This window comes from Hyphomonas oceanitis SCH89 (assembly GCF_000685295.1).
Taxonomy (GTDB): Bacteria; Pseudomonadota; Alphaproteobacteria; order Caulobacterales; family Hyphomonadaceae; genus Hyphomonas; species Hyphomonas oceanitis.
Window position 1 is genome coordinate 16,070 of sequence record NZ_ARYL01000019.1, and the last position, 22,222, is coordinate 38,291.

Annotated in this window: 12 protein-coding genes; 7 read left to right on the plus strand and 5 right to left on the minus strand. The window is 62.0% G+C overall.

The genetic code is table 11. From position 1 onward, the window contains the following. The first annotated feature begins 9 nt into the window (after positions 1–9). The 4 genes from HOC_RS12755 to HOC_RS12770 all read left to right on the plus strand — a co-directional run bounded on the left by HOC_RS12755 (position 10) and on the right by HOC_RS12770 (position 5,883). Positions 10–3,156 carry an efflux RND transporter permease subunit gene (locus HOC_RS12755; protein WP_035539218.1) on the plus strand — a complete coding sequence of 1,049 codons (3,147 nt, stop codon included), beginning with the start codon at positions 10–12 and terminating at the stop codon, positions 3,154–3,156. Beyond that, positions 3,153–4,565 carry an efflux transporter outer membrane subunit gene (locus HOC_RS12760; RefSeq protein ID WP_051624846.1) on the plus strand — a complete coding sequence of 471 codons (1,413 nt, stop codon included), beginning with the start codon at positions 3,153–3,155 and terminating at the stop codon, positions 4,563–4,565. The genes HOC_RS12755 and HOC_RS12760 overlap by 4 nt, the downstream gene beginning before the upstream one ends. 120 nt (positions 4,566–4,685) lie before the next feature. Further along, positions 4,686–5,330, plus strand: a complete 645-nt coding sequence (locus HOC_RS12765) for a TetR/AcrR family transcriptional regulator (protein WP_035539219.1) — start codon at positions 4,686–4,688, stop codon at positions 5,328–5,330. A 58-nt stretch (positions 5,331–5,388) separates the two neighbouring features. Continuing rightward, positions 5,389–5,883: a MarR family winged helix-turn-helix transcriptional regulator gene (locus HOC_RS12770; protein ID WP_035539220.1), complete on the plus strand. Its 495-nt coding sequence runs from the start codon at positions 5,389–5,391 to the stop codon at positions 5,881–5,883. Here HOC_RS12770 and proB read toward each other — a convergent pair. Next, positions 5,880–7,040: a glutamate 5-kinase gene (gene proB, locus HOC_RS12775; protein ID WP_035539221.1), complete on the minus strand. Its 1,161-nt coding sequence runs from the start codon at positions 7,038–7,040 to the stop codon at positions 5,880–5,882. The two genes, HOC_RS12770 and proB, sit on opposite strands and share 4 nt — an antisense overlap. Before the next feature lie 284 nt (positions 7,041–7,324). On the opposite strand from proB, the gene HOC_RS12780 reads away from it, so the two are divergent. Continuing rightward, a complete protein-coding gene (locus HOC_RS12780; protein WP_035539223.1) occupies positions 7,325–8,104 on the plus strand; it encodes a pyrroline-5-carboxylate reductase family protein in 780 nt (259 codons plus the stop codon). Positions 8,105–8,175: 71 nt separating this feature from the next. Further along, complete coding sequence (gene putP / locus HOC_RS12785; protein ID WP_035539225.1) at positions 8,176–9,720, plus strand: sodium/proline symporter PutP; 1,545 nt, start codon at positions 8,176–8,178, stop codon at positions 9,718–9,720. Between the two features lie 14 nt (positions 9,721–9,734). On the opposite strand, the gene mdoH is transcribed toward putP, so the two are convergent. After that, positions 9,735–11,855 (minus strand): glucans biosynthesis glucosyltransferase MdoH, encoded by a 2,121-nt coding sequence (gene mdoH, locus HOC_RS12790; RefSeq protein WP_084146305.1) that lies wholly within the window; start codon positions 11,853–11,855, stop codon positions 9,735–9,737. Then, on the minus strand, positions 11,855–13,591 hold the full coding sequence (locus tag HOC_RS12795; RefSeq protein WP_156950480.1) for a glucan biosynthesis protein G: 1,737 nt from the start codon (positions 13,589–13,591) through the stop codon (positions 11,855–11,857). Before HOC_RS12795 ends, mdoH begins: the two co-directional genes overlap by 1 nt. Positions 13,592–14,097: 506 nt before the next feature. On the opposite strand from HOC_RS12795, the gene HOC_RS21285 reads away from it, so the two are divergent. Beyond that, positions 14,098–14,700: a 4'-phosphopantetheinyl transferase family protein gene (locus HOC_RS21285; RefSeq protein ID WP_162174846.1), complete on the plus strand. Its 603-nt coding sequence runs from the start codon at positions 14,098–14,100 to the stop codon at positions 14,698–14,700. Here the strand turns inward: HOC_RS21285 and HOC_RS21290 are convergent. Together HOC_RS21290 and HOC_RS12815 are read right to left on the minus strand one after the other, a co-directional pair. Continuing rightward, a complete protein-coding gene (locus HOC_RS21290; protein WP_051624849.1) occupies positions 14,697–20,816 on the minus strand; it encodes a beta-ketoacyl synthase N-terminal-like domain-containing protein in 6,120 nt (2,039 codons plus the stop codon). The two genes, HOC_RS21285 and HOC_RS21290, sit on opposite strands and share 4 nt — an antisense overlap. Beyond that, the gene (locus HOC_RS12815) at positions 20,813–22,198 is read right to left on the minus strand and encodes an SDR family NAD(P)-dependent oxidoreductase (protein ID WP_035539227.1); all 1,386 of its coding nucleotides are present in this window, start codon (positions 22,196–22,198) and stop codon (positions 20,813–20,815) included. The genes HOC_RS21290 and HOC_RS12815 overlap by 4 nt, the downstream gene beginning before the upstream one ends. Positions 22,199–22,222: the final 24 nt, after the last annotated feature.

Consider the following 22,222-nt stretch of genomic DNA (forward strand, 5'->3'; position numbering starts at 1 on the left):
TGATCCCTTATGGCTAATTTCTTTATCGACCGCCCCATCTTTGCATGGGTTGTGGCAATCATTGTCATGATTGCAGGCGCGATCGCGTTGCGCTCCCTTCCGGTTTCCCAGTATCCCGACATCGCCCCGGCGACGATTTCGATCAATGCCCGCTATCCAGGCGCGTCTGCGAAGGCGGTCGAAGATACGGTGACGCAGGTGATCGAGCAGCAGATGACCGGGCTGGACGGCCTTGACTATATGGCCTCGTCGTCGAGTTCGCAGGGCGCTGCCTCTATCACGCTGACCTTCAAAACCGGGACTGATCCGGACATCGCGCAGGTCCAGGTGCAGAACAAGCTTTCGCTGGCGACGCCACTTCTGCCGCAACAGGTGCAGCGCCAAGGCGTTGTGGTGAACAAGGCCTCTGCAGGCTTCCTGATGGTTGTCGCGCTCGTGTCGCCGAATGGGACCTACGATTCCATTGACCTTGGCGACTATGCGCGGACCAACATGATCGATCCACTGAGCCGGACCGATGGTGTCGGCAATGTGCAATTGTTCGGGTCGGCCTATGCGATGCGTATCTGGCTCGATCCCAATAAGCTGAACCAATATCGCCTGATGCCAAGTGACGTTATCGCGGCCATCACCGCCCAGAACGCCCAGGTGTCTACAGGCTCGCTGGGCGGCGCTCCGGCCGTCGAGGGCCAGTCGATCACGGCCACGATCTCCCTGCAGACCCTGCTGTCGACACCTGAGCAGTTTCGCGATCTCCTGATCCTGACCACTGCGGATGGTGGCTCAGTTCGTCTGGGTGATGTGGCGCGGGTCGAAATGGGCGGCGAGAATTATCAAACGGTTGCCAAGTATAATGGGCAGCCGGCGGCGGGTATGGCTGTTGCGCTGGCATCCGGTGCCAATGCGCTAGATACGGCTGAAGCTGTACGGGCGCAGGTGGAAGCACTTTCTGCGAATTTCCCGGACGACCTGACAGTCGTTTACCCGTTTGACTCCACGCCTTTCATCAGCACATCGATTCATGAAGTCCAGAAGACGCTTATGGAAGCTGTCGTCCTGGTCTTTTTCGTCATCCTCGTGTTCCTTCAGAGCTTCCGGGCTGCCTTCATTCCGATGATTGCCGTGCCGGTCGTTCTGCTGGGTACGTTCGCAGTGCTGCTGGCCTTTGGCTATTCGATCAATACGTTCACGATGTTCGCCATGGTGCTCGCGATCGGCCTGCTGGTTGATGATGCGATCGTTGTGGTCGAGAACGTCGAGCGCGTGATGACGGAGGAGGGGCTTTCGCCCCGTGAAGCGACGCGCAAGTCGATGAACCAGATTACGGGTGCCCTTATCGGCATCGCGGTTGTGCTGTCGGCTGTGTTCATCCCGATGGCATTCTTCCCTGGCTCGGCTGGTGTGATCTATCGCCAGTTTTCGGTGACCATTGTTTCGGCCATGACGCTTTCGGTTCTGGTGGCGATCATTCTTTCACCGGCCCTTTGTGCGACGATCCTGAAATCGCATGACAAGGACGCGGCGCATGGCAAATCGATTGTCGGACGCGGCGCCGCCCTGTTTGACCGAGGTTTCGACAAATTGCGCAGCGGTTATGAATCCGTGGTGGAGCGCATCGTGCGCCGGCGCTGGATTTTTGCGGGCGTGTTTGTCCTTATGCTGGCGGCACTTGGTATTGGCTATACGAGCCTGCCGTCATCCTTCCTGCCTGATGAAGACCAGGGATCCGTGATGACGGTCGTCCAGCTGCCGGCCGGTGCAACGCTTCAGCGTACCGAGGCTGTCATGGATGATGTCTGGGATTATTACAGCACAGCGGAAGCCGACAATGTGGCTGGCGCGATGCTGGTTTCCGGATTTGGCTTTGCGGGGCAGGGACAGAATGTCGGCATGTCATTCATCCGCCTCAATGATTGGGAAGATCGCACGGCGAAAAAGGACTCGGCAGCGAGTATTGTCGGTCGTGCGTTTGGCACGTTCAGCCAGCGTACCGATGCGTCGGTCTTTCCGGTGCTGCCGCCGCCGATCCGCGAGCTGGGCACGGCCAGCGGTTTTGATCTCTACCTGAAAGATACCGGCGGTATCGGCCATGAGGCTCTTGTCCAGGCCCGAAACCAGTTGCTGGGCATGGCTGCAGGCGATCCGAGCCTGGACGCCGTGCGGCCAAACGGCCAGGAAGACAGCCCGCAGTTCAAGCTGAACCTTGACTACCAGAAAGCTCAGGCACTCGGCGTGAGCCTGTCGGATGCGACGAGCCTCCTGTCGGTCGCGCTCGGTGGCTCCTATGTGAACGACTTCATCGACCGTGGCCGGATCAAGAAAGTGTACGTGCAGGGCGATGCGCCTTTCCGTATGCAACCGGAGGCGATTGGCGACTGGCGCGTCCGCAACAATTCAGGCGAGATGACGCCGATGTCGGAACTCCTGTCGTCTGACTGGCAGTATGGTGCGTCTCTGCTCCAGCGCTATAACGGCGTGCCGGCCCTGAATATTCAGGGACAGGCCGCTCCGGGTGAAAGCTCGGGCGTTGCCATGGACAAGATGGAAGAGCTGATCGGCCAATTGCCTAAGGGCACCGGGTTTGAGTGGACGGGCATCAGCGCGCAGGAGCGCAGCTCCGGCAACCAGACGACGCTGCTCTATACGCTCTCGGCCCTGTTCATCTTCCTTTGCCTTGCCGCTCTTTACGAGAGCTGGACAGTGCCGATCTCGGTGCTTCTGGTCGCGCCGATTGGTGTGATGGGCGCGGTGGCGGGTGCGCACTTTGGCGGACTGTCGAACGACGTGTTCTTCCAGGTCGGCCTGCTCACTACCATCGGTCTGGCATCGAAGAACGCCATCCTGATTGTCGAGTTCGCACGCGGACTTGAGGCGGAAGGCAAGGAACTGATCCCGGCAACGATGGAGGCGATCCGAATTCGTTTCCGGCCGATCATGATGACGTCGCTTGCCTTTGGCTTTGGCATTCTGCCATTGGCCCTGAGTTCGGGCGCCGGTGCAGGTGCCCGGTCGGCGCTCGGCATCACGGTGCTGGGTGGTATGGCGGCCGTTACACTGCTCGGCCTGTTCGCAGCGCCTCTGTTCTACGTGATCGTTCGTAAGCTGACGACACGCAATCCGAAAACACCCGCGCAAGCAAATGGAGCTGCATCATGAATAACGGAATGCGCGTTGCGCCATTGATGCTGTCTGCCTTTCTGGCAGGGTGCGTGAACTTGTCGCCGGATTACAAGCAGGCCGATGCGCCTATGCCGACGGCGCTGCCGATTGCGGACGAGCAAGGCGCGGATGCCGTGTCTGTGGGCGGCTGGGAGGACCTGATCGTATCGCCGGAGCTGGAGCGGGTTATTGCGCTGGCACTGGAAAACAACCGCGACCTGCGGGCGGCAACGGCGCGTATTGCTGTGGCGCGCTCGCAGTACGGGATCACGCGTGCTGCACGCCTGCCATCCGTTGCGGCGTCGGGCGGCGTGACGGAAACCGGGACGTTCGGTGACCCAAGCGCAGCGATCGAGCAGGCCGCCAATGCGCAGGAAGGTGTAAGCGCACAACTGGGCGTAACCGCATTCGAACTCGACTTCTTTGGCCGCGTGGCGAGCCTCAACGAGGCCGCACTGCAAAGCTACCTGTCGACGGTTGAGGGTGAGCGCAGCACGAAGATCGCGCTGATCTCCTCCGTGGCGCAGGCCTGGCTGACGCTGGCGGCGGATCAGGAGCTGCTGCGCCTCGCGCAGGAGACGATCGACAGCCAGACGGAATCCCTGAATCTCACCAATGAGATGTTCGACTCGGGCGTTGTCACCGAAATCGATGTGCGCCGTGCATCGGCGAGTGTCGAGACGGCCCGTGCGCAGCTCGCCCAATATACCGGGTTGGTGCGTCAGGACCTGAACGCCTTGCGCTTCATTGTCGGAACGGACTTGCCGGACAATATTGCCGAGTCGGCCCAGCTGTTGCCGTCGCCTGTCGTGAACAGGTTGGCGGTTGGGCAATCGTCCGCCCTGCTGCTGAACCGGCCGGACGTGCTGGCGGCAGAGCGGTCGCTGCGTGCGGCCTATGCGAATATTGGCGCCGCACGCGCAGCCTACTTCCCCAGCATCTCGCTGACGGGATCGGCTGGCTATTCGAGCAATGAACTCGATGGCCTGTTTGATGGTGGTATCTGGAGTGTCGGACCGAAGGTGTCGCTGCCGATCTTTGATGCAGGCAATCGCAAGGCCAATCTCGGTGTCTCCAAGGCAAACCGGGACCTGGCGCTGGCCCAATATGAGCGGGCGATCCAGACGGCTTTCCGTGAGACGGCCGATGCGCTGGCAACGGCGCAGACCGTTGACGAGCGGATCGACGCCTTGCGCCGTCTGGTCGAGGATACGTCCGTGACTCTCAACCTGTCCCAAGAGCGGTTCCGTGTCGGTATCGACGACTATCTCTCGGTCCTGGATGCCCAGCGGGACGATTACACGTCACGCCAGCAGCTGATCAGCGCCGAACTGGTCAAGGCGCTCAACGTGGTGACGCTGTTCCAGGCACTCGGCGGCGCGTCGACCCCGGCTGCATCCCAGTAAGCTCTAATCAGCCTGTCCGGTCGCCCGGGCAGGCTTTTCCACCCTCAGGGCAAGACAAACGCGATTTCGCGGTTAGTATCGCACATCTGCTGCGAACGAGCCCCTGAATGATGCGCCTTCATGCCTGATACAAAGACAGACCGGCGCACGGCTATCCTTGATGCCGCCGAGGGCCAGTTCGCGCGGCATGGCTATGATGGTGTGAACCTGCGGGCCATTGCGCGTGAGGCGGGCGTTGACGTGGCGCTGGCCAATTATCATTTCGGCAAGAAGCAGGACCTGTTTGATGCCGTGCTGATGCGGCGTGCGGATGTGCTGAACGGATGGCGCCTGAAAGCGCTGACGGATGCGATGGGGGAGGCGAGCCCCGCTGCGCCGAGCGTGGAGGCTATCGTTCGGGCCTATCTCGGGCCCTTGCTGACGGGACCGCATGTCGCCGAGCCGGGCTGGAAGCACTATTATGCGCTGATTGCCTATGTGAACAATTCGCCCGAGTGGGGCGGCAAGCTGATGACGCAGTTCTTTGATCCGCTGATCCGGCGCTTCATTGATGCGCTTCGCATGAGCCTCGCGCCGGTGGATGAGAAATCCCTGTACTGGGCATACCATTGCTTTTCTGGCGCCCTGACGCTGACCTTTGCGCAGACAGGACGCATCGACCAGCTTTCGCGCGGGCTCTGCCACTCGGATGATCTGGATGACGCCTATGAGCATGTGGTGCAATTCATCACAGCAGGATTTGAAGCGCTGAAGGCGGATCGATAAATTTGGATGGCAGGCGCCTGCCTTGCAGGCTTGGCTTCGAGCCCTTACCAGAAGACCCATGACCAATCCTTCCGACCTCCTGAAATCACTGCGCCAGATTACGCAGGCCATCGACCTCTATTCCAAGCATTTGCTGAAAGAGACCGGGCTGACATCACCACAGTTGCTGGTGCTGCATGCCGTCAATGCGCAGGGGCGGGAGAAGCCGACAGATATCGCCAAAACGGTGAACCTCTCTCAAGGCACAATCACATCGATCGTGGACCGGCTCGCGCGTGCGGGGCTGGTCGCGCGCGAGCGCAGCGCCGAGGACAAGCGCGTGATCGAAGTCGTCGTAACGGAGGCTGGTCGCGCGCGCCTGAAGAATGCACCTGAGCCGTTGCAGCAGAACTTTCTCGCCGCCTTCAACGCGCTGGCTGAGTGGGAGAAGACGCTACTTGTCTCCTCCGTACAGCGTATAGCCGCGATGATGCATGCGGACGGCCTGGACGCCGCGCCGATACTTGAGATTGGTGACCTCTCTCCGGAAGAGGCGAAAGCCCAGGACGCCTAGCGCGTCACAGGCTCCATCTCGTCTTCGGCGGGGCTGTCCCATGGCAGGTGGCGTTCGTCGAGCACGACGAGATTGTCACGCGACACGAGCGTTGCCTTTGTATGGTAGCCGAGCAGCTTGGTCGTTTCCGTATCCAGGTTGCGGGCGAGCAGCATGGTCTCTTCCGACGAGAAGTTCGTCAGGCCACGGGCGCGCTCGACGCCTTCCTCATCATAGATATGGATGACATCACTGCGGACATATGGCCCGTGAATGGACTGGACGTCTGCACGCTCGACGCCGCGCTTACCGGCGGCGAGGGCATCTGCTGCTTCATTGGTGATGACGAGGCTGCCGGCCATCTGCAGGCGATCAGTAAGCCAGGCGGTCCATGCGGACGCAGGCTCGGTATTCGCGATACACTTGGTGTGCGGGCGCTGGTTCTTGAGCACGGACGAGACGGGATTGTCGGCCTCGCCATTGGCGATAAGGGTGGTGCAACCGGCGTTCTGGGCCATGTTGGCGGCTTGCATCTTGGTCAGCATGCCGCCGCTGCCGAGGGCGCTCGTGCCTTCGGTGACGGACAGGTACTCAGACACATCGTGCAGCTCTTCGACCAGCTTGGCGCCGGGCTCGGACGGGTCCTTGTCATAGAGGCCGTCGACGCTGGTGAGGATGACGAGATGCTGGGCCTGGATCATCTGGGCGATGCGGGCCGCGAGACGGTCATTGTCTCCGACGCGGATCTCTTCAGTCGTGATCGTGTCGTTTTCGTTGACGATCGGCATCACATTGCCGTTCAGCAGGCGGTGAACCGTGTTCTTGGTGTTCAGGAAGCGGCGGCGCTCTTCTAGGTCGCCGCGCGTGACGAGCACTTGCGCGATGTCGAACCCGAATTCATGTGCGACCTGCTTGTAGGCGTTCAGCACGATAGGCATCCCGCAGGCTGCCGCAGCCTGCTTGTCGCGCAGGCCGGCATTTTCGGGCTTTACATTCAGGGTGTTCAGGCCGAGTGCCACTGCACCAGATGATGTCAGAACGACTTCATAGCCTTCTGAACGCAGCAGCGCGATATCTTCAAGCAGCCGCTGGATGAATGCCCATCGCGGGGTGAGCAGGTCTGGATTGGCCAGTAGGCTCGATCCGACTTTCACGACGATCCGTTTGGTTTGGGACAAAATTTCGCTCCATTGGTTTGTGGCCTCGAACTAGGTGTATTTTGAGCAGGAAACAACATGCCAGACTCAAAAACCTCGATGTAATAGCAGCCAGAGGCCTGCGATACGGTAAATATACGTTGTATAACAGGGCGTTGAATAAAGAGTTACAGCGCGCAGGGGCTAGATCTATCTGAATTTCCTGTCATTAAAATTTGAATACAAAACAAAAATGTCTAGGAAGGCAGAATACAGGATCCAACGCGATTCCACTAACAAGAGCATGATGGGAACAGACTATCGCAATGAAGGCACTTTTGATCGGATGCGGAAAAATGGGCGGCGCACTGCTGGAGCAGTGGGCGCAGTCGCCGGACTGGGATTTTACCGTTGTGGACCCCTATACCGAGAAGGTGCCGAATGGCGTCCGTCTCGTGAAGGAGCGCAGCGCAATTGAATCCGAGCGCTTCAACCTGCTGATCGTGGCGATCAAGCCGCAGATGGTTGATGACGTGATGCCGGACTATCGCGACCAGCTGGAAGAGGGCGGCGTAGTTGCCTCCATCGCAGCGGGTTGTTCGGTCAAGCGCCTACAGACGGCGACGGCGGTGGGCCCGGTCATTCGGATCATGCCGAACCTGCCCGCCCTGATCGCCAAGGGTGTCAGCGGCCTGTTCGCCAGCCCGGAATGCTCAGACCAACACAAGCAATCGGTCGAGGCGCTGATGGCGCGCGCCGGTACGGTTGTGTGGGTGAATGAAGAAGACAAACTGGACCGCGTGACAGCGGTGGCCGGCAGCGGACCGGGCTATGTGTTCGAGATTGCCCGTACCTATATTGAAGCGGCCAAGTCGCTGGGCTTCACCCACGAGCAGGCGCGAGACCTTGTGCTGGGAACGATGCAGGGCGCGATCGAGATGGCGCTTGGCTCTGATGACAGTGTCGAGACGCTGCGTAACTCGGTGACCAGCAAGAATGGTACGACGCAGGCAGGGCTTGAAGCGCTGAACGCGGACGGTGCCCTGACGGAGCTGATGCGCCGCACGACGCAAGCCGCCTATGACCGGGCCGTGGAGCTGCGTTAGCCAATTCCCGCCGCTTCTGGCATGACGATCACCAATCATCGCAGATAAAGACGACAGAGAAGAAGGTTTACATGAATATAGCAGCCATTGTTTCACTCGGCGCCTATTTCGTCCTCATGATGCTCATCGGGCTTTATGCCTATCGCAAATCGACGAGCGACGTGTCCGAATACATGCTTGGCGGTCGCCAGCTGCATCCTGCTGTGGGCGCGCTGTCTGCCGGGGCATCGGATATGAGCGGCTGGATGCTCATGGGCCTGCCGGGAGCTGTGTTCGTGACGGGCTTCAGTGCGGCGTGGATTGCTGTTGGCCTGGTGATCGGGGCGTATTTCAACTACCGCCTCGTGGCGCCGAGACTGCGCGTCTATACCGAGCTGTCGGAAGACTCGATCACGATCCCGGATTTCTTCGAGAAACGGTTCAAGGATCGCTCGCACCTGCTGCGTGTCCTGTCATCCGTCGTCATCGTCATCTTCTTTACGCTCTACACGTCATCCGGCGTTGTGGCTGGCGGCAAGCTGTTCGAAGCCTCGTTCGGGCTTGATTACACGCTGGGCCTGTTCGTGACGGCGGGCGTTGTGGTGGCCTATACTTTGTTTGGTGGGTTCTTGGCGGTCAGCCTGACGGACTTCGTGCAGGGCTGCATCATGTTCGTGGCACTGGTACTGGTGCCAATCGTGGCGATCAATGCGGTTGGCGGGTTTGATGCGACGCATGCCGAAGTGCTGGCGTCGCCGCCGGCAAGCGTTGAGGACGCACCGAGCCGCGCGAACTTCTTCAACTGGTTCCAGGGCCTGTCAATTATCGGGATCGTATCCGCTGCGAGTTGGGGGCTTGGCTATTTTGGCCAGCCGCACATCATTGTGCGCTTCATGGCGATCCGGTCACTCAAGGATATTGCGACGGCGCGTTATATCGGTATGAGCTGGATGCTCGTGACGGTGCTCGGCGCCGTTGCCGTGGGTGTTGCTGGCGTGGCGTATGTTAACGAGCAGGGCATCAATGACCAACTGATCGATCCGGAAACGATTTTCATCCTGTTCTCGCAGGTCCTGTTCCATCCGCTGATCACGGGCTTCCTGCTGGCGGCCATCCTTGCGGCGATCATGAGTACGATCTCGTCGCAGCTGCTTGTGTCATCGAGCTCGCTGACTGAGGACTTCTACAAGACCTTCCTGCGCAAGGAAGCGAGCCAGAAGGAACTGGTGCTCGTCGGGCGCCTGTCGGTGCTCGTCGTGTCGCTGATTGCCATCCTGCTGGCCTTTGACCGGTCGAGCAGCATCCTCGCGCTGGTCAGCTATGCCTGGGCCGGCTTTGGTGCCGCATTCGGCCCGATCATCCTCTTGAGCCTCTACTGGCGCCGTATCACGCGCAATGGCGCCTTGGCGGGTATGATCACCGGCGCGTTGACCGTGTTGTTCTGGCTCTATGCGCCGGTCACCATCAATGGCGCGTCACTGTCGGATACGATCTACGCGCTGGTGCCGGGCTTCTTCCTGAGCTTGCTGGCAACAGTGCTGGTCAGCCTCATGCGCAGCGAGCCGCGGCCGAAGGTGCAGGAAGAGTTCGATGAAATGATGGTTGCGATGTCAGCCGAGAAGCAGCCGTTCTTCTAGGCTAAGCTAAAGTCTCACGTGGTGCCCGTGGAGTATTGCTGCTCGCGGGCACCATAGTGATCCACCACCTTTTCAAGGTCGCGTGGTGAGTTCAGCAAAGCAAGCATCTCTTTGGGTGCCAGCGCGCTGATATATTCCTCAACAGTTGGGAGGCGTTCTGCGCGTGCGCGGGCAAGGGCCAGTGGTGTGTGAACCTCGGTACGCTCAAGCGGCCAGTAAGTGTCGACGAGATGTGAGCGGCGCGTGCGCAGGTTGCTGTCGGCGAACAGGCCGGCGATGCTTGGTGCAGTAAGGCCTTTGTAGTGTGCGCGGTCAGCAACCGAGTCGAGAAAGGATTTCGGCGGGTCGATCTCGTCCGGGCTGTGCAGCAGGTTCATGCGGTTGGCAGCGTCACCGCTGCGCTCGCGGCCGGTCCACCAGGAAAGGGTTGCTGCCAGAACCATACCGATCGTGGCGGGCGCGAGCCAAGCCGCGAAGAGGGGCGAGATGGCGAAGGCGGAGACCGTCAGCAGGACGCCGAGCACGATGGCGGGCGTGTGATGACGGAACGTGTCCTTGAGGCTGTACTCGTTGGAGTCTCGATGCTGGGGGTTCCAGCCGCCATCACGGCCTGTAAACACGCGGTACACGGCCACGGTCTGCTCGACAAGCAGTACGGGTGCCAGCAGGACCGATAGGATTGTCTCAGCGAGAACGCCATAAAAAGTGCGCAGCAGGCCTACGGTGTTGCGCCAGCGCGGCGCGGCAAAGCCATAGATCATGCCATAGAGCTTGGGCGCGAACAGGATGGCCATCGTAATCAGGAAGAGGTGCAGGGATCGTTCGGAGTCGATGACGGGCCATGAGGGGAAGAGGGCGGCCGACTCGCCGAAATATTCCGGCGTGAGGAACATGTTCTGCAGGGACAGCATCATACCGATGGTGATGAAGAGCAGCCAAAGCGGTGATGCAAGATAGGAGAAAATGCCGATCATGAGGTGCATGCGGCTGGTAAAGGTCAGGCCGCGCGTTTTCAGGAGCACGGCCATGTGCTGCATGTTGCCCTGGCACCAGCGGCGGTCACGGATCGAGAGGTCGATGATTGAGGGCGGGCCCTGCTCGTAGGATCCGCCCAGTTCCGGCGCGATCTGGACATTCCAGCCAGCACGGCGCAGGAGCGCTGCCTCGACAAAGTCGTGGCTGAGGATTGAGCCGCCGAAGGGGGCGCGACCGGGGATTTCGGGCAGGCCGGCAGCGCTGGCGAGCGCTTCGATCCGAAGGATCGCGTTGTGACCCCAGAAATTACCCTCGTTCTGGGCCCACCACGCCAAGCCACTGCCGAGAACGGGACCGTAGAGGGCCGCAGCGAACTGCTGGGTACGCGAGAAGAGGGTGCGACCGCCAACCAGCTGGGGAATGGTCTGGATGAGGCCTGTTGCAGGAGAAGCCTCCATGCGGCGGGCGAGTTCGATGAGGGTTTCGCGGTCCATGAAGCTGTCGGCGTCGAACACGATCATGTAATCGTAGCGACCGCCCCAGCGCGTGATGAAATCGCGAATATTGCCGGACTTGCGGTGCACGTTCATCGTGCGGCGGCGATAATGAACCAGGACGCCGGGTGATAGACGCGTGCGCATCAGCTCGAATGCGGCTTCTTCCTGCAGGGCGACTTCGGGATCATTGGTGTCGCTTAGGATGAAGCATTCGAAGCGGCCGGGAGCATTCGCAAGCGACTCTGCGGTCGATTCGACTGTGGCGAAGACGCGGTCGACACTTTCGTTATAGATCGGGAAGACGATAACTGTGCGACCGGTGAGCAGGGCCGGGCCGGGCGTGGCCCGGCGTTTCCGGAACAGGCCGACCATGGCCGCGAGGAAGCCAATCGTGCTGCTGACGAAGGCGTAGGCGATCCAGCTGATGTTGATGCAGAAGACAACAAGCAGCAATTGCTCAAGCGATGTCACCCCGGACACGTTGAGCACATGGTACATTTCAATCGTTGCCCAGCCCGCCAGCAGTATGGACAGGCCGAAGAGCGTCACCTTGCGCCACATCTGCGATCTCGGAGCGTTACGGTTGACCGTTGGCGCTGTTTCGAATGCCTGATCAGGCATTGCGACGGGAAATTCGGCAGGGCGAGCGCGAAATGTGATCATCAAGGTCTCCAGCGATAGAGCCAGGTTTCAGAGACCGGACGGTCGGCCTTGGTAAGGCGAGCGCGCAGTTCCGAGAGGCTGGCATCCTTGGAATCCAGCTCAAAGCTGAGACGCATCCCGCCTGTATCCGGATTGGGGCGCACAACAGGCGCAATGATGGTGCCTGACGATGTCGAGACTTCAGGAATGGCGTCCCGCAAGAGGGCGTCATTGTCACTTTCAAAGTCGATCAGGAAGACCGGACGTTTGCTGCTGGGTGAAATGCCGACTTTCGTGGCGGTGATCCGGGCGACAGGCGCGACAACCGGCTGCGGAAGGCTCCACGTCATCTGATAAGCCAGACGGACAGGTTTGCCCGCATCCCACGCAGTCGACGGGCGCCAGGAGACGACGATATTGTCGTTGTACTCGTTGGTTGTGGGTATTTCGACAAGAGTCAGGTTGCCGGCGCCCCAATCGCCTTTGGGGGCGATCCAGACGTTCGGGCGACGTTCGTAGCTGGCTTCGAGATCATCATAGTCCTTGAACTCGCGGTGGCGCTGGATGAGGCCAAAGCCGAGCGGCGGCTCTGTCGCGAAGCTGGAGATTTCAAGCTGACTCGGATTGACGAGCGGACGCCATACCCATTCGCCATTGTGCATTTGCATCATCAGGCCTTCGGAATCGTGCACGGCGACACGGTAGTCGCGGTTGCCGCGATTGATGCTGTGCGGCGAAAAATAATACATCGACGTGATTGGCGCGATACCGACCTCGGGGAGCTTGCGGCGCGGGAAAAAGACGGCCTCGACATCAATCATGGTCGCTGTGCCGGGCGTAATGATGAAGCGGAAGGCGCCCGTCATGCTCTGGCCGTTGAGTAGCGCATAAACGGTCATGGAGTGAGCGCCGGGTTCAGGCTTTACCAGCCAGAATTCGCGAAAGGACGGGAACTCTTCGCCCGATGGTGAGGCGGTGGAGATGGCGATACCCCGGGCCGAGGCGCCATACACTGTTCCGGCGCTGAGAGCGCGGAAGAAGCTGGCGCCCTTGAAACTGATCAGGTCGTCCCACTTGCCGGACGAATTGAGCGGCGTGGTGACATGGAAGCCAGCAAAGCCGAGGGCTGTCTTGTCTTCATCCGATAGCGGGAGGTCGAAGAATGAGAAATCTGCTTCACTGTACGGACGAGGTTTCGCGACGCCGTTCTCTATGATGTTGAGCTTGACCTCGTCATTGAAGAGGTACCCGCGCGGATCGTAGTGGACGCGGAAGGGAACCGTTTCGTCGGGCGTCCACTCGGCGGCTTCGCGTTTGAACTCGACGCGGCGATACTGGTCGTAATTGAGCGCGGCGGCGGACGAGGGCACGGGCGGAGATTTCTGGACTTCGTGCTCGGACAAAGCCTGGGCCTTGTTGATGACCTGCTCGAAGCTGAAAGGGGCTGCGGCTTGCGCAGGGGCGGATGTTGGCGTGGCGGAAGCGACCTTGGCAGTATCCGCGGGGATTTCCGCGAGCGGTTCAGTCGTGATGGCCGCGACCGAGTCGAGCGGTGTTACCACGGGTGCCGTTGGGGGCAGATTCGTACCATCGGGATCGACGGATTCGATATCGGCGGTCTGTGCTGCGCCATCGGTTGCGACCTTGCGCGACGGGTTGGACGACATTGAAACGATCAGGGCGCCACCCGCAAGGATGAGCGTCGCTGCGCCGAGGGCCACAGCGGGAATGAAGTAAGGACGTTCAGTCAGTTTCAAGGCAACCTCATTGTCGGCTACGCCATGGTCTTTCAAAGCGTTACGAATTTCCTGAGGCAAACAAAAACGCCCAGCAGATTGCTGGCGCTATTGATAGCGCCTTCCAACCGGGCATTACGCCTCACCTCAGCTTTCGTTTCACTGAGAATTTTGGTTATTTTGCGGCGCAGCATTACCATGCTGCAATGACACCCCTGACAACCGACCCATGTAACCAATGCTGCACCTTGCAATTTGTTGCAAGTGCTCAAATGCTGTAGGTGGATGTTGGGGCGGATTGCACACGTACTGCTCAGGTATTCCCGTATCTGAAGCAAGAAATCGTCCTAAACCGGCTAATTGGGGAAGACATGAGCCAGATATTGCCGTGCGGTGGATCGGGATAGGTGATGGAAACGGATGAAAACTTAAAGCGTTTGTGGCCTGTCCAGTCATTCCTGAATGTAGTGACAGGACAGGTAAGCATTGAGGCGACTTTGTGCAACAGCTCAACCTGGGCGGAATGTTTGGGCGACGCCATTCCCCCAATCCGCGAAGAAGAGGCTGCACGGGTGGCGAAGTTGGTGGATGAGGGGGCGGCCAGTCGTCTGCGGGATTCGCTTGTCTGTGCGCGGGTTATGATTGCTGAGCGGCTTGGAATTAGGGCGGACGAGGTGCGCTTTGCCCGCTCAGATGAAGGGGCTCCGCGACTGAAAAACGTGCCAGAGCGGAGCGTTTCCGTTTCCCGCAGTGGCGGGTGGACGCTTGTGGCGCTTGGCGATGGACTCGCTATCGGCGCAGATGTGGAGCTTATGCGGGACCTCAATTGGCGGGCCATGTTGGGCATGGTTTCCAGCGAGCCGGAAGCTGCGGCTTTTCTCGCATTGGCGAAAAATGAGCCTGAGCAGACGCTTCGGGCCTTCTTCACGCTTTGGACCATCAAGGAAGCCGTTCTGAAAGCCACGGGACGCGGAATGCGCGCCGGGGCGAAATCGGTGCAGGTGCCGGTTGAGGGGCTGGTCAGAGATCCGCACCCGCTCCGCGAGATCCACATGGCGGGTGTGACCTATACCGTTTGGTCTGGCTGGGAGGGTGACGTGGCCCTGAGCGTTGCTGTGGCGCGCGACTAGGGGCGATCTTCCAAAGCGATTGTCAGCAGGCTTGCCTCGTAGATGCGCAGGCCGTCGCACCAGAGACTGCCCTTGCCGGCAATGAGCGTGCGATTGCCGGAGGTGGCGATGTCCATGATTTCCATCACTGTCGTGACTTCCTGTTTGTCGGGTGCGACTTGGCCCCGATACATCCATTTGACGGGCGCGCCAGCGGCAACTGTCTCGAAGCGCGGCGACGTCATACTGTTTGCGAGGCCTTTGAGGCAGGCGGCGTGGGAGAGAAGCTGAACGAGGGCATCGAGGCCAAGTGAGCCCGGCTGAACTGGATCCTGGAAGAAGTGGGCCTTGAAGTACCAGGCGTGCGGATCGACGGACTGGCGACCACGGGCGAGGCCGAGGCCTGCCGAGCCACCATTGGCGTCGAAATAGTCGAGCCGGTCGAGCATGCGCAGGTCGCCGCGGGCGACAGGGGCGGCCGGCAGGGTGCCGTCACGGTTCGGGGCGAGGTTCAGGAGGGCGCGGTGGGCGTCCGTCACGGCGAGGCCTGCCTGCCTGACGAGAGCGGCGGCGGGGAAGAAGCCGAACTGGGTGTTTAGGTTCATCACCGGTCGGCCATCGGCCAGCCGTGCCTTCAGCGTAAAGGCAACGATGGTCATCGGGCCGACCTTGGAAAAGGATGTCAGCGTCGTGTCGACGATGATCGTGCCGTCTTGCGGGCCGACTTCCATGAAGACTTCGCCGTCGCCGTCGAGGTTACGGAAACGCTCGCCGCCTTCGAGGGCGAAGCCGCAATGGCTTGCGAGCCAGCCGCAGGGCTGGAGGACGATTTCGGAGAGGACGGCGAAGGGCATGGCGCCATTGGCATTGTCGCGGAAATACCAGGCGTCTGCAGGAATGTCGTATTCGGCGGTGATTTTGGCGCCCGCTTCCTTGACGCCGGGACGGGTCGAGACCTGCGTGACGCGGGTCATCATGTGATAGGGCGGCTGGGGCAGGCGCGGTGCGCGGCCAGCCATGTCGAAGGGGCGGTAGAGTTCGCCGAAGGCTGAGGAGGGCGCGCTGGCGGCGCAGTTCAGGAGCGCGGCATGGTCGCCCCGGCTTTCGCCCATCGGGCCTACACGGAGCGGCGTGTCGGTTGTGTGGGGCGCCGGCCAGTCCTTGCGCAGGCGGATGGCGAAGCGCGGGCAGTGGAAGACTTTCTTTCCGTCAGAGCTGGCAAGGAGCGAGGCGTAGAGGACCGGGCTTTCGCCATCAATGACATCATCGATGAAGACTTCATAGGTCACTTCGTGGGCACGGTCGGGAATGACCTGTCCACGACAGACGAATTTCGCGGTTTCGCCGGGCATGGGCTCGAAGACGTAGCCGTCGCGTTCGATGGTGAGCCCTGCGGCGGCTGCGTAGAATTCGAGCGCCTGAACGGCGGCTTCAGCCATGAGCGTACCGGGCATGCACGGGTCTTCGTGGAAATGGCCCTGATAGAACCATGCATCGGTGGGCACATGCGCGCGGGCCTTGAGATAGCCGCGTCCCCATGGGCCGCCGGCAGGATCAAAAGCCGTGATCTCGTCGAAGAAGGCGAGCTGGCCGTCCGGCAGGTGGGCCGGGCGGGAATGGGCAGCGCAGAATTCAAAACCCTTGCCGAAACAGGCGAAGGCGTCGCCGGCGCGGAAGGCGGCGAGGTCCGTTGCAGAAAAGGCGCGCTTGGCGCTGGCGCGCGACGTGTCGAACGGGTGCGGTGCGGCGATGGATGGCGCGTTCGTTGCGGCGTCCCAGATGACGCCCTTGCCGGAGGCCAGTTCGTCGTCCGTGAAGAAGCCAGCTTGACCATTACGGACGGAGAAGACCTTCCGGTCGCCGACCATGCAGTCATACTGGAAGAAGAACATACGCACACCTGCGAGCGTGGCGTGGCCGGTGATCTCGATCTGGAAGGCGAGCGTGTCGCCGGGGCCGGGCAGGCCGCCATCATGGAAGGTGATCTCGCAGCCAAGGAGGCGGTAGACGCGCTCGTTGCGGTTTTTAAGGTCGGCGCCCATCCAGCCGATCAGTGTGAGATCGGCCTGGCCACATTCGATCAGCGGGCCGGGGCGGACACGGCCACCCCGAACATGCCAGTCGTCGGCGGTGAGGTCCGTCTCGGTCCAGATCACGCCGAGGCTTTCGACGCCGGCCTCGGCATCGATGCCTGTGATGCGGTCTACGAGCAGGAGCGGCGGGGCAGGCAGGCGGACCTGGCGGGCGAACTGGTCCTGTCCGATGAATTCGGGGCCGAAGAAATCTGACATCAGGCCGCGCGAGGCGGCTTCGATAGCAGGGCGTGTCCATGCCGGGCCAGTCGGCGCGCGCGGGGTGAGCGGCTCGTTGCCGGAGACGACCTTGCGGGGCGGGGCGCCGGGCGTGCGGGGCGGGGCGCCGGGCGTGCGGGGCTTGGGGGCGGAGCATGGGCGCGGTGCAGGCGCGACTGTGACGGCGCTGCTATGGGCGTAATGTGGCACAGGCAGGGCCGGAGCGGGTGGCAGGCCGCCTGCTGGGGCCGGGCGCGATTGCGGAATTTTGGGGGTCGGATAGTGAACCGGTGTCGTGAGGGGCATGGGGTCGGTTCCTGTCCAGGGATTGTTGCGGGCTGCATCGAGCCTTTCGGCGACGCGGGCAATATTGATGTGGCGGCCATCCGCGAAGAGCGTGCCGGTGAAATGGGCGATTTGCGCGAGGTCAGATGCGACGATCCGGTCGGTGGCGACGGCGACGTGGGGCTTGTCGCCGAGGATGCTGGAGATGGCGCGGCTGAGCGTGGCGCGGGGGCCGAGTTCCACAAAGGTGCGTACGCCATCTTCATACGCCTGCAGAACGGTCGGTGGGAAATCGACCGTGTCGACGGCCTGACGGGTCAGCATGTCGGCGACGCGTGCCTTGGTCGGCGTGTAGCTGGCATTGATGGCATTGGCGTAGAGGCGGATGCCCGGGACGCGGGAGACGGGGCGCGTGTGCAGCTTGCGCCACTGGCCCTCGAAGGGTTTCATGGCCTTGGCGTGGACGATCAGATGCTGGTGCATTGCGGCGCCCGCGCGGGGACCGAGGGATTCTGCGACGGCGCGGCATTCCGCCGAGGGGCCGCCGATGAGGCAGTCATTGGCGGAATAGATGATCGTGATCTCGACATTCGGGTGGGCGGCGATGGCGACGCGCAGCTTTTCCAGCGGGGCCTGGATGTGCCAGTTGGCCCAGTCAGAAGGGACGTTCGGCCCCCATGCGGCCTGCGCTGTTTCGAAGTCACCGCCGAGATGGCGTTCGTACATGGCAGCGTCTTCGATCTCGTCGAGGAGCTTGCCGGGATCTTTCCAGAAGCCGAAGGCGAAGAGGGCGTTGCTTTCACCGAGCGAAAGACCGAGGGCGGCGGTTGGCGTGACGCCCAGCACGTCGCGCAGGAGGATCGTGTGGGCCTGGCTGACCAGTGTGCCGGCACAGAGCTGTTCGAATTCGGTAAGCCCGGAGTGTGTGAGCAGCGCGGCCATTTCCGTGGCGCGAGAAATGGTGGCCAGCTGCTTCCCAAGTTCCGGGAAGGCCATGAACAGGCCGCGCGACATGCGGGGATAGACGGCGGCGGAGCCGGTGAAGACGAAAGCGAGTTCGCCGTCGGGTTCGCCTTCGCCGTAATAAATGCCAGGGCCTTCAGGTGTGTTGCCGGCTTCGAGGGCGTTCGCGGCGGATTCTATGAGGGCGTCACGTTTGGATTCATCGGAAGCGAGGAGCGCAATGCGGCACTTGCCTTTGCCGCCGGTTCGGCCGCTTCGGAGTTTCTTCGCGAGGGAGGCTGGCGTGGCGCCGGAGGCCCATACCAGGTGTGGCGGGGAGCGAAGTGGGTCGGGACTCGGCTGCGGTGGGGCGCCGGTGAGTGAGACGCTGGCGCCGTGCGATAGGCGCGTGGTGGGCGCAGTGACGGTATGCGTTGCTGGGTCGCCAGTCAGGTTCGGGATCGCGGCCTCTGGCGTGATGACCTGATCGCGGGCCATGAGCAGCGCGGCGGCGGCCAGTTCGAAGAGGGGTGAGGCGGCAGGGGCAGCTCCGTAGGCGGCGGATATGAGGGAAGTGCCGGTTTCGGCTGCGGGGCTCCATGCGACCGGACCGAGGGTTGCGAGAATCGGGTCGCCGGCGGCTTCGGCATCGGCGCGGCGTTTGAGGACGAGGGCGGCGGCCATGTCGCCCGGGGTTTCGGCGCCCAGCCCTGCGAGGGCGGTTTTTGCGACTGTCTCTGTGGCAAAGTCGGCCGCTGCGACGACGGCCATGTCCAGGCGTCCGGCGCGGAGGGCATCGCAGGCGATGTCGAGTGTGGCGAGGCTGGATACGCCTTCAGAGGAGATGGCATAGCCTTGCCCGCGCAGGTCTTCGGCTGAGGTGATGCGGTTGGCGGTCATGTTGGCCATGGCGCCAAGGACGGTCGCGGCTTGGAGCGGTGGGGCGATGCCTTCCTGCGCTTTCGCATGTTCAGGTGTGCCGGGCGTGATGCCGAACGCGTTGGCGACGCGTTCGCGGAGTAGCCAGCGGGCGGAGTCCGCGGCGCAGCCCATGCCGACGAACACACCGGCGCGTTCGGGATTCGGCCGTGAGACTTTATCGAGGACAGAGCGGCTAAGTGAGAGGACCGCGAGCTGCTGCGCTTCGGCCTGCAGCAGGTCATTGGGCGGCGTGCGGGCATGGCGCGGGTCGGCGCCTACGGTCTCGCACGACTTTGCCGGGGTGACCGGGTGGTTCATCAGGCGGCGGAGGACATAGCGCTCGCCGCAGTCTGCGCCGGCCATGAGCGCGGCGCTGCAGATGACGATGTCGTCTTCTGGGGTGTCCGGTAGGGCAACCTGAATGGCGCCTGTTGTGGGCTCGTACTGGTCGAGGATCAGGTGGGCATTGTTTCCGCCGAAGCCGAAATTGCTGATGGCGGCGCGGCGGGGACTGCCCGAGGTTTTCCAGTCTTTGGGCGTTGAGAGCGGGTGAAGGGCTGGGGAGGAAAGTGCGTCGATCAGTTCGCCATTCAGAGGCATGGGCGGCAGGGTTTCGTTCGCCATGGCCTGCGTCAGCTTTAGGAGACTGGCTAGGCCAGCGACCGTGATCAGGTGGCCCGTATTGGCCTTGAGTGAGCCGATGGGAAGTTCGCGATCTTTGCCGAAGACGCTTGAGGCGGCGGCGATTTCAACGCTGTCGCCGACGGGGGTGCCGGTGGCGTGGCATTCGAGGAAGTCTAGGCTGTCGGGCTTGATGCCTGCATCGGCATAGGCGCGCTGCATAGCCTCGGCCTGCCCTGTGGCATCGGGTGCAAGCAGGCCTTTGCGCTTGCCATCATTGGAGAGGCCGATGGCGCGAATGACGCCGTGGACTGTGTCGGCTGGGGCGACATCGCTGAGGCGTTTCAGGACGACAGCGACGGCACCTTCGGATGGGACGAGGCCGTCTGCGCCCTTGATGAAGGGGCGGGAGCGTCCTGTGGGGCTGAGCGCCTGAAGCGCTTCGAAGCCAATATGAAGAATGAGGTTGTCGGCTGCGTTGACGGCACCGACGAGGGCGACGTCGATCTGGCAGGTCTGGAGTTTATGGCATGCGATTTCGAGGGCGTAGAGCGAGGAGGCGCAAGCGGCATCGAGTGCAAGGACGGGGCCGGTGGCGCAAATGGCTTGTGCCAGGATATGCGCTGGGAAGCCGGAATTGAAGGCATCGGTGGCGGGGCGGATGGATTTGCCGCTGGTCCAGATGTCAGCGGCGTAAGCGGCCTTGGCGCGGCTTGGGTAGGAGAGGTTGGCGAGGAAGACGCCGCGCCTGTCTGCAGCGGCAGTTGTCTTGCCTGCTTCGTCCCACGCTTGCAGGGCGGCGTGGAGGGGCCATTGGCAGACGGGGTCGAGAGAAGCGGCAGTGAGGCCGGGCAGCTTGGCGCGGGTAGGATCGAAGATGGTGTCGAAGCCGGTGACGAAGCCTGCAACATAGCGGGAGGCGGCTTCTTCGGCGTCGGTCAGGCCGAAGGCGCCTTTGGGTGCGCTTGTGATGAGGCATTCATTGCCGACGACGGCTTTCCAGAGTGCATCTGGCGAGAGCGCGCCGGGCAGGACGCAGCCTTGACCGACAATGGCGATGGGCTCGAAAGCCGTCATGCACCGCTCCATGCGTCGCCGACGAGGAGTTCGACAATTTTGCGGTCGCCGCTGAGCAGCTGATCAGCGAAGATACGGGCACCATCGGCTTGTCCGATCAGGGATATGCCTTGCTGGGCGAAGTGGGCGGCGAGGCCGGCATCGACCATGCCGCCGTCCCATGGCCCCCAGTTGAAGGATTTGACCTGCGCGTTGGGGAGTTGCGCGTGGAGCTGGCGGGCCAGCTGGTTCAGGCACTCATTGGCCATGGCATAGTCGGCCTGTCCTGTGTTGCCGAACAGGGCAGAGGCCGATGAGAAGAGGCCGACATGGGCGAGCTGGGCCGTATTGATGGTGTCGAGAAGGGCGAGGAGGCCGTCGACTTTGGGCCCGAAGACCTTGCGGACTTCAGCTTCGGTCTTCTCCATGGCCAGTTTGTCGGCGAGCACGCCTGCACCGTGGACAAACCCAGTGATCGCGCCATGTTGGGCCTGAATGGCGGCGATAGCGGGTGCGAGCGTGGCCGTGTCGGACAGGTCCAGCTGGACGTAGTGGGCATTGGCGCCAGCGGCGGCGAGGGCGGTGAGCGTGGTGTGTATTTCCTGTCCAGCGAGGGCGGCGCGAGCTATGCGGTCTATGTCGGCGGGTTTGACCTTCTCCCCGCTGGCAACGGCCTGTTGGGCAAGCGCCGCGCGGAGGGTCTTCAGGTCCTGCGTTTGGGCAACGCCTTCTGGCCACGGGCTGAGCGCAGAGCGACCAGCGAGCAGGAAAGTGCCTGCTGTGCGGCGGGCGAGCTCAATAGCGCAGGTGGCGGTGACGCCGCGCGCGCCGCCTGTGACAAGCCATAGGGCTGGGGTGGTGTGTGCCGAGGAAGTGGGCGGTGCCAGCGTTGATGAGATGTGGGTTTCGCGGGACTGGCCATCAGCGGTCAGCAGCCGGTCGGTTGGTGAAGCAGTCAGGGCCGCGAGTGTGTGCGTGGTCCGGGTGGCGGCGTCCGTGGCGGAGAGGGAGAGTGCGGTCATACTTACGCCCGGCCATTCCTTGCGCAGCGTGCGAGAGAGGCCGGACAGCCCGGAGACCGTTTCAGTGCTTTGCAGAAGGACAATGCGGGCGCCGGGCGCGCGGGCGGTCCGGGCTTGTGCGAGGGCTGACCAGTGGCGGTCAGCAGGGGGATGGCTGGTCAGGCCCTCTGTCAGGATGACAGTGTCGGCCGTCCCGGATGGCGTTGCGACGCGGGTCGCTTTTCCACCGATTGCGGCGGCGAGGGCTGCAGCCATGGAGGGGTCTGCATCGGTGATCTCGACGGTGCCGAGGCTTGGAATATTAGCCATTGGCAGCGGTTCCGGCGCGGTGAAGCGGACCGGGCAAACGTCGCTGCCATAGGCGGCGACGGGCTGAACCATGACTGGGGAACGGTGAGCTGAGGA